At 72.1% G+C, this 8912-nt stretch carries 6 protein-coding genes; 5 read left to right on the top strand and 1 reads right to left on the bottom strand.

What is annotated here, in order from left to right; genetic code table 11:
• Positions 1 to 64: 64 nt before the first annotated feature.
• Positions 65 to 718: a bifunctional DNA primase/polymerase gene (locus ACFW2Y_RS32750; RefSeq protein ID WP_384886418.1), complete on the bottom strand. Its 654-nt coding sequence runs from the start codon at positions 716 to 718 to the stop codon at positions 65 to 67.
• A gap of 427 nt (positions 719 to 1145) precedes the next feature.
• Between ACFW2Y_RS32750 and ACFW2Y_RS32745 the strand changes: the two genes are divergently transcribed.
• The 5 genes from ACFW2Y_RS32745 to ffh all read left to right on the top strand — a co-directional run bounded on the left by ACFW2Y_RS32745 (position 1146) and on the right by ffh (position 8878).
• Positions 1146 to 2621, top strand: coding sequence for a hypothetical protein (locus ACFW2Y_RS32745; RefSeq protein ID WP_384886415.1), 1476 nt, complete (start codon positions 1146 to 1148; stop codon positions 2619 to 2621).
• Between the two features lie 425 nt (positions 2622 to 3046).
• Positions 3047 to 4393 carry an ammonium transporter gene (locus ACFW2Y_RS32740; RefSeq protein WP_384886412.1) on the top strand — a complete coding sequence of 449 codons (1347 nt, stop codon included), beginning with the start codon at positions 3047 to 3049 and terminating at the stop codon, positions 4391 to 4393.
• Positions 4390 to 4728, top strand: coding sequence for a P-II family nitrogen regulator (locus tag ACFW2Y_RS32735; RefSeq protein ID WP_015036464.1), 339 nt, complete (start codon positions 4390 to 4392; stop codon positions 4726 to 4728). The genes ACFW2Y_RS32740 and ACFW2Y_RS32735 overlap by 4 nt, the downstream gene beginning before the upstream one ends.
• Before the next feature lie 20 nt (positions 4729 to 4748).
• Positions 4749 to 7205, top strand: coding sequence for a [protein-PII] uridylyltransferase (locus tag ACFW2Y_RS32730; RefSeq protein WP_384886409.1), 2457 nt, complete (start codon positions 4749 to 4751; stop codon positions 7203 to 7205).
• A 119-nt stretch (positions 7206 to 7324) separates the two neighbouring features.
• Complete coding sequence (gene ffh, locus ACFW2Y_RS32725) at positions 7325 to 8878, top strand: signal recognition particle protein (RefSeq protein ID WP_384886407.1); 1554 nt, start codon at positions 7325 to 7327, stop codon at positions 8876 to 8878.
• Positions 8879 to 8912 lie beyond the last annotated feature (34 nt).

The following is an 8912-nucleotide window of genomic DNA, read 5'->3' as shown; positions in this document are numbered from 1 at the left end:
GGGGCCCCGTCACCGGGCAGGTGACGGGGCCCCTCCGCACGTTCGGGACCCCGGAGGGCGGGGCTCAGCAGTGCGTCCGGTGGCAGATGTACGCGAGGGTGCCCAGCAGCAGGCGGGCCTGCGGCGGTGCACCGGCGGTGTCCAGCGTCGGTGGCCGCAGCCAGCGCACCGGCCCGAGCCCGCCCAGGTCCGACGGGGGAGCGGTGATGTGGGAGCCGGCTCCCAGGCAGTACAGGTCCAGGCCGGCGTCGTCCCAGCCCATCCGGTACAGCAGCTGCGGCAACTCGGCCGCCGCGCCGGGGGCCACGAAGAAGCGCGCCCGGCCGGTCGGCGTCGCGCACACCGGGCCCAGCGGCAGCCCCATGCGTTCGAGGCGGACCAGTGCCCGTCGGCCGGCCGTCTCGGCGACCTCGATCACGTCGAAGGCCCGGCCGACCGGGAGGAGCAGCGTCGCCCCCGGATGGGCGGACCACGCCTTGGTGGCGTCGTCGAGGCCGGCGCCCGCCGGCACCGGTTCGGCGTAGGGGAGGGGGTGCGCCCCGGGGGCAGCGCACGCCCGGTCCCCGCAGGAGCACTGGCCGGAGACGGCCCGTGCGCCGGGGACGACGTCCCAACCCCAGAGGCCGGTGTACTCGGCCACCGCTGTGTACTCCGTGGTGCGTACGCGGCGGCGTGCGCCGGACCGCATCTCACGAATGCCGCCGATCGTGAAACCCATGTCCCCTCCAACGGGTCGAACGCGCCGGTGGTTACGAGTTGGAGCGTCTCCCTCACCTTTCGTCACGTTCCGTCGTCGCCGTACGGCGCATCGTGGCGCGCAGGGTGGTGCGTACCGAGGCGCACGCCTCTCCGTGCTTCCGTTCGCGGACTCCGGTTCGTCGCATGTCAAGTGAATCGCGTTCGGCGGGTGGCTAGTTCATTCGAAGGGGTGGCGAATGGTGGCGTTTCTTGAATCGCCCTCGTGGAGGGGTGATCGTAGGATTACTTTCGGTACCCGAAGCCCCGAGGTCGCTTGCGTGCGTGGGTATGCCGGAGGCAACCCGGTTTCCAGTTCGAAGGAGTACGAACGTCGGACGGGTGCCGCGAGAGGCGGCATTCTGATAGGGGTTCGGACGACAGGTAATCAGGTGGATGGGGGCGTTCCAGTGAGCGGCAACGGCGCAGACGGTACGGCTGCCGGCAAGCGCCCGAACGAGCAGCTGGGTTCGTGGTTCGTGCGCAGCGGCTGGTCGAAGGGCGAACTGGCGCGCCAGGTGAACCGACGGGCACGCCAGATGGGCGCGCACCACATCTCCACGGACACCTCGCGGGTGCGCCGTTGGCTCGACGGCGAACAGCCCCGCGAGCCCATCCCGCGGATCCTCTCCGAGCTCTTCTCCGAGCGCTTCGGCTCCGTCGTCGCCGTCGAGGACCTCGGCCTGCGCACCGCCCACCAGTCCCCCTCCGTCTCCGGCGTCGACCTTCCCTGGGCCGGGCCGCAGACCGTCGCCCTGCTCAGCGAGTTCTCCCGCAGCGACCTCATGCTCGCCCGCCGGGGCTTCCTCGGGTCCTCCCTCTCGCTCGCCGCCGGCCCCGCCCTCATCGAGCCGATGCAACGCTGGCTCGTCCCCACCCCGGCCGGGGACGCCGAGAGCCCCGATCCCCTCGTCGACGCCCGTCGCCCCAACCGGCTCTCCGAGGTCGAGCTCGACCTGCTCGAATCCACCACCGCCATGTTCCGCAAGTGGGACGCCCAGTGCGGGGGCGGCCTGCGCCGCAAAGCGGTCGTCGGCCAGCTCCACGAGGTCACCGACCTCCTCCAGGAGTCCCAGCCCGCCGGCACCGCCAGGCGCCTCTTCACCTGCGCCGCCGAACTCGCCGAACTCGCCGGCTGGATGAGCTACGACGTGGGCCTCCAGCCCACCGCCCAGAAGTACTTCGTGCTCGCACTGCACGCCGCCAAGGAGGCCGGTGACAAGCCCCTCGGCTCGTACGTCCTCTCCTCCATGAGCCGCCAGATGATCCACCTCGGCCGGCCCGACGACGCCCTCGAACTCATTCACCTCGCCCAGTACGGCAGTCGAGACTGCGCCACCTCCCGCACCCAGGCGATGCTGTATGCGATGGAGGCCCGCGCCTACGCCAACATGGGGCAGCCCTCCAAGTGCAAGCGGGCCGTACGGATGGCCGAGGACACCTTCGCCGACGTCGGCCTCGACGGCGAGCCCGAGCCCGACTGGATCGGCTTCTTCACCGAGGCCGAACTCAACGGCGAGAACTCCCACTCCTACCGGGACCTCGCCTATGTCGCCGGCCGCTCCCCGACCTACGCGTCGCTGGCCGAACCCGTCATGGAGCGGGCCGTGCAGCTCTTCGAGAAGGACCCCGACCACCAGCGGTCCTACGCCCTCAACCTGATCGGCATGGCCACCGTCCACCTCCTCAAGCGCGAACCCGAGCAGTCCGTGGTCCTCGCCGAGAAGGCCCTCGGGGTCGCCCGCAGCATCCGCTCGGAGCGCGTCAACACCCGACTGCGCAAGACCGTCGACCAAGCCGCCCGAGAGTTCGGCGACGTCGCCGACATCGTCGACCTCACCGACCGCCTCACCCAACTCCTCCCCGAGGCCGCCGAAGCGGTCTGACCCTCCCGGCCCCGGCCCGCACAGACTCCGGCCGCGCCAGACGTCCCAAAGCCCGACTCGGCTCCCCCGCCGCAAGGTCACACGGACGCCCGGCGCGGCCGGTCCCCTTTTCCCGCGGCCCGCCCCGGCGCCCCCGTCCGGGGCGACCGCCCCGCGGCCCCGGGCCACCGCGGTCTGCGGCATTCCCGTGCTCCCGCGCGGCCACCGCCGGCGGCTGCACGGGACCACTGGCGTTACCTGGCCGTGACACGCCCGTTCACGGTCACGTAACACACCCCACCCCTTCGTCACTGCGCCGAAACATCGAGCGGCATCGGCGGAAACCGCGCTGCGCCAACCTCTGGCCCATAACCGGCCAACCCCCCAAGGCCCCCGCTCCCCGGCCCCGCCCCGCACAGGCCGCATTCGACGACGAGGAGACGCCGATGGCCCCAGCCATCACGACCCTGGCCGCAGACGCCCCCGAGCTGTCTGCCGCCAACACCGGGTTCATGCTCATCTGCTCCGCCCTGGTCATGCTGATGACCCCGGGACTCGCCTTCTTCTACGGAGGCATGGTCCGCGTCAAGTCCAGCCTCAACATGCTGATGATGAGCTTCATCAGCCTCGGGATCGTCACGGTCCTCTGGGTGCTCTACGGCTTCAGCCTCGCCTTCGGCACCGACATCGGCTCGATCGTCGGCTGGTCCTCCGAGTACGTCGGCCTCAGCGGCATCGGCGTCAACGAACTGTGGGACGGCTACAACATCCCGGTGTTCGTCTTCGCCGTCTTCCAGCTGATGTTCGCGATCATCACGCCCGCCCTCATCAGCGGCGCCCTCGCCGACCGCGTCAAGTTCACCGCCTGGGCCCTCTTCATCACCCTCTGGGTCACCCTCGTCTACTTCCCCGTCGCCCACTGGGTCTGGGGATCGGGTGGCTGGCTCTTCGAGCTGGGCGTCATCGACTTCGCCGGCGGCACCGCCGTCCACATCAACGCGGGCGCCGCGGCCCTCGGCGTGATCCTCGTCATCGGCAAGCGCGTCGGCTTCAAGAAGGACCCGATGCGCCCGCACAGCCTCCCGCTGGTCATGCTCGGCGCCGGGCTCCTCTGGTTCGGCTGGTTCGGCTTCAACGCCGGCTCGTGGCTCGGCAACGACGACGGCGTCGGCGCCGTGATGTTCATCAACACCCAGGTCGCCACCGCTGCCGCCATGCTCGCCTGGCTGGCGTACGAGAAGGTCCGCCACGGCTCCTTCACCACCCTCGGCGCCGCCTCCGGCGCGGTGGCCGGCCTCGTCGCCATCACCCCCTCCGGCGGCTCCTGCTCCCCGCTCGGTGCGATCGCCATCGGCGCCGTCGCCGGTCTGGTCTGCGCCATGGCCGTCGGCCTCAAGTACAAGTTCGGCTACGACGACTCCCTCGACGTCGTCGGCGTCCACCTCGTCGGCGGTGTCATCGGCTCCCTCCTCGTCGGCTTCTTCGCCACCGGCGGCGTCCAGTCCGACGCCAAGGGCCTCTTCTACGGCGGCGGCCTGGAGCAGCTCGGCAAGCAGGCCGTCGGCGTCTTCGCGGTCCTCGCCTACTCTCTGATCGCCTCCGCGATCCTCGCCCTGATCGTCGACAAGACGCTCGGGATGCGGGTCAGCGAGGACGACGAGGTCTCCGGCATCGACCAGGTCGAGCACGCCGAGACCGCGTACGACTTCAGCGGAGCCGGCGGCGGCGCGTCCTCGCGTTCCACCGCCGCCCCCGCCCCGGCCGTCACGGAGAACAAGAAGGTGGACGCATGAAGCTCATCACCGCGGTCGTGAAGCCGCACCGACTCGACGAGATCAAGGAGGCCCTCCAGGCCTTCGGGGTCCACGGCCTCACCGTCACCGAGGCCAGCGGCTACGGACGCCAGCGCGGCCACACCGAGGTCTACCGGGGCGCCGAGTACACCGTCGACCTGGTCCCCAAGATCCGCATCGAGGTCCTCGTCGAGGACGAGGACGCCGAACAGCTCATCGACGTCGTCGTGAAGGCCGCCCGAACCGGCAAGATCGGAGACGGCAAGGTGTGGAGCGTGCCGGTCGAGACCGCCGTACGGGTCCGCACCGGCGAACGCGGTCCGGACGCACTCTAAGCACACGAAGGAGCCGCCGGGTGACGAGCCTCGAAGCGACACAGACCGAAGATTCGGGACCCGGCGGTTACGCGGCGGCCCGGCTGCACCTCCTCCAGGAGAAGGTGCGGCCAGGGCCGCCGCGCCGTGCCGCCCTCGCCCGGATCACCGACGACTGGCTGGCCGGCCTCTTCGCCGCGGCCGCCCCTCCCCGCGGGACCGCCCTCGTCGCCGTCGGCGGCTACGGACGCGCCGAACTCTCCCCGCGCAGCGACCTCGACCTCCTCCTGCTCCACGACGGCACCGCCGACAAGGCCGCGGTCGCCGCCCTCGCCGACCGGATCTGGTACCCCGTCTGGGACCTCGGCCTCGCGCTCGACCACTCCGTCCGCACCCCCGCCGAAGCCCGCGCCACCGCCGCCGACGACCTCAAGGCCCACCTCGGCCTCCTCGACGCCCGGGCCGTCGCCGGCGACCACGGCCTGGTCGCGGCCCTGCGCACCACCGTCCTCGCCGACTGGCGCAACCAGGCCCCCCGGCGCCTCCCCGAACTCGACGCGCTCTGCCGGGAGCGCGCCGAACGCAGCGGAGAGCTGCAGTACCTCCTGGAACCCGATCTGAAGGAGGCCAGGGGCGGACTCCGCGACGCCCAGGTCCTCCGCGCCGTCGCCGCCTCCTGGCTCGCCGACGCCCCCAGGGAAGGACTCGACGGCGCCCGCCGCCGCCTCCTCGACGCCCGTGACGCCCTCCACCTGGTCACCGGTCGCGCCACCGACCGGCTCGCCCTCCAGGAACAGGACGCCGTCGCCGGAGAGCTCGGCCTCCTCGACGCCGACACCCTGCTCCGCGAGGTGTACGAGGCCGCCCGGACCATCTCGTACGCCACCGACGTCACCTGGCGCGAGGTCAACCGCGTCCTCAAGGCCCGCTCCGCCCGCCCGGCCCGGTTGCGCGGCCTCCTCGGCGGACGCGCCGGTCGTGCCGGCGCCGGGAAGCCCCCCGTCGAGCGCACCCCACTGGCCGAAGGCGTCGTCGAAATGGACGGCGAGGCCGTCCTCGCGCTCAGCGCCAGGCCGGAACGCGACCCGGTGCTGCCCCTGCGGGCCGCCGCCGCAGCCGCCCAGTCCGCGCTCCCCGTCTCCCTGCACGCGGTGCGCCGCCTGGCGGCAGCCGCCAAACCGCTTCCGGTGCCGTGGCCCGCCGAGGCCCGCGAGGAACTCGTCACCCTCCTCGGCGCCGGCGACGCCACCGTGCCCGTCTGGGAGGCCCTGGAAGCCGAAGGAATCATCACCCGGCTCCTCCCGGACTGGGAACGCGTCCGCTGTCGCCCCCAGCGCAACCCCGTCCACACCTGGACCGTCGACCGCCACCTCGTCGAGACCGCGGTGCGCGCCTCCTCGCTCACCCGTCGGGTCGGCCGCCCCGACCTCCTCCTCGTCGCCGCCCTCCTCCACGACATCGGCAAGGGCTGGCCCGGCGACCACTCCGTCGCCGGTGAGACCATCGCCCGCGACCTCGCCGTCCGCATCGGCTTCGACCGCGCCGACACCGCCGTCATCGCCACCGTCGTCCGCCACCACCTGCTGCTCGTCGAAACCGCCACCCGGCGCGACCTCGACGACCCCGCCACCGTCCAGTCCGTCGCCACCGCCGTCGGCAGCCTCGGCACCCTGGAGCTCCTGCACGCCCTCACCGAGGCCGACGCCCTCGCCACCGGCCCCGCCGCCTGGTCCTCCTGGCGCGCCTCGCTCGTCGCCGACCTGGTCAAGCGGGTCGCCGGGGTCCTCGCCGGCGCACCCCTGCCCGATCCCGAGGCCGCAGCACCCAGCGCCGAGCAGGAACGCCTCGCGATCGAAGCGCTGCGCACCGGCGAGGCCGTCCTCGCCCTCCACACCGAGCCGGTCGTTCCGGAACCCGAGGAACCCGAACCCGTCGGCGTCGAACTCGTCATCGCCCTGCCCGACCAGCCCGGGGTGCTGCCCGCGGTCGCCGGGGTCCTCGCCCTCCACCGGCTCACCGTCCGCGCCGCCGACCTGCGGGCCGTCGACCTCCCCACCGACCTCGGTCCCGGCTCCGTCCTGGTCCTGGACTGGCGCGTCGCCGCCGAGTACGGCGCCCTGCCCGAGGCGGCCCGACTCCGCGCCGACCTCGTCCGCGCCCTTGAGGGCTCCCTCGACATTCCGGCCCGGCTCGCCGAACGCGAGGCCGCCTATCCACGCCGCCGGGGCCTCGCCGCCCCGCCGCCCCGGGTCACCGTCGCCGCCGCCGATTCCCGCCTCGCCACCGTCATCGAGGTCCGTGCCCAAGACGCCCCCGGCCTCCTCCACCGCATCGGGCGCGCCCTGGAGGGCGCCGCGGTCCGCGTGCGCAGCGCCCACGTCTCCACCCTGGGCGCCAACGCCGTCGACACCCTGTACGTGACCCGTCCGGACGGCACCCTCCTCGCCGACGAGGAGGCGATCGACCTGGCCCGGGCACTGGAGTCGGCGCTGCGCTGACCCCCTGGCCCGCACCGTCCCCGCCCGCCGGATCCGGCGGGCGGGGACACATACTTCGAGCGGCCCGATACCCTGGAGGGCAATCCGACCGCCCCCGACACCGAGGATCCGCGACCGCCGTGTTCGACACCCTCTCCGACCGCCTTGCAGCGACCTTCAAGAACCTCCGCGGCAAGGGCCGTCTGTCCGAGGCGGACATCGACGCCACCGCGCGCGAGATCCGTATCGCGCTGCTGGAGGCGGACGTCGCCCTGCCGGTCGTCCGCGCCTTCATCAAGCAGGTCAAGGAGCGCTCGCTGGGCGCGGAGGTCTCCCAGGCCCTCAACCCCGCCCAGCAGGTCATCAAGATCGTCAACGACGAGCTGATCGCCATCCTCGGCGGGGAGACCCGCCGCCTGCGGTTCGCCAAGACCGCCCCGACCGTGATCATGCTGGCCGGTCTCCAGGGCGCCGGTAAGACCACCCTCGCCGGAAAGCTGGGCCTCTGGCTGAAGGGTCAGGGCCACTCCCCGCTGCTCGTCGCCTGTGACCTCCAGCGCCCGAACGCCGTCAACCAGCTCTCCGTCGTCGCCGACCGCGCGGGCGTGGCCTTCTACGGGCCGCAGCCGGGCAACGGCGTCGGCGACCCGGTCCAGGTCGCCAAGGACTCCATCGAGCACGCCCGGACCAAGCTGTACGACGTCGTCATCGTCGACACCGCCGGCCGTCTCGGCATCGACCAGGAACTGATGCAGCAGGCCGCGGACATCCGCGACGCGGTATCTCCCGACGAGATCCTCTTCGTCGTCGACGCCATGATCGGTCAGGACGCGGTCAACACCGCCGAGGCCTTCCGCGACGGCGTCGGCTTCGACGGCGTCGTGCTCTCCAAGCTCGACGGCGACGCCCGTGGTGGTGCCGCGCTCTCCATCGCGCACGTCACCGGCAAGCAGATCATGTTCGCCTCCAACGGCGAGAAGCTGGACGACTTCGACGCGTTCCACCCGGACCGCATGGCGTCCCGCATCCTGGGCATGGGCGACATGCTCTCCCTCATCGAGAAGGCGCAGCAGACCTTCGACGAGGAAGAGGCCGCCAAGATGGCCTCGAAGCTCGCCTCGAAGAAGGGCGAGGGCTTCACGCTCGACGACTTCCTCGCCCAGATGGAGCAGGTCCGCAAGATGGGCAGCATCAGCAAGCTGCTCGGGATGCTGCCCGGCATGGGTCAGATGAAGGAGCAGATCGCCAACATCGACGAGCGGGACGTCGACCGCACGGCCGCCATCATCAAGTCGATGACCCCGGCCGAGCGCCAGGACCCGACCATCATCAACGGCTCCCGCCGTGCCCGCATCGCCAAGGGATCCGGTGTCGAGGTCAGCGCGGTCAAGGGCCTGGTCGAGCGGTTCTTCGAGGCCCGCAAGATGATGTCCCGCATGGCGCAGGGCGGCGGGATGCCGGGGATGCCCGGCATCCCGGGCATGGGCGGCGGTCCCGGCCGGCAGAAGAAGCAGGTCAAGCAGGCCAAGGGCAAGCGCAAGAGCGGCAACCCGATGAAGCGGAAGGCCGAGGAGCAGGCCGCTGCGGCGCGTCGGGAGCAGGCACAGGCGGGCGGCGCCTTCGGGCTGCCGGCCGCGGGGCAGGGCCCCAAGGACTTCGAGCTCCCGGAGGAGTTCAAGAAGTTCATGGGCTGAGCCGACGGACACGGGGCCCGGAGCGGTGCGAAAC

Origin of the sequence: Streptomyces sp. NPDC058877, assembly GCF_042742855.1 — a bacterium.
GTDB lineage: Bacteria > Actinomycetota > Actinomycetes > Streptomycetales > Streptomycetaceae > Streptomyces.
This window is presented reverse-complemented; position numbering and strand designations above follow the sequence as displayed.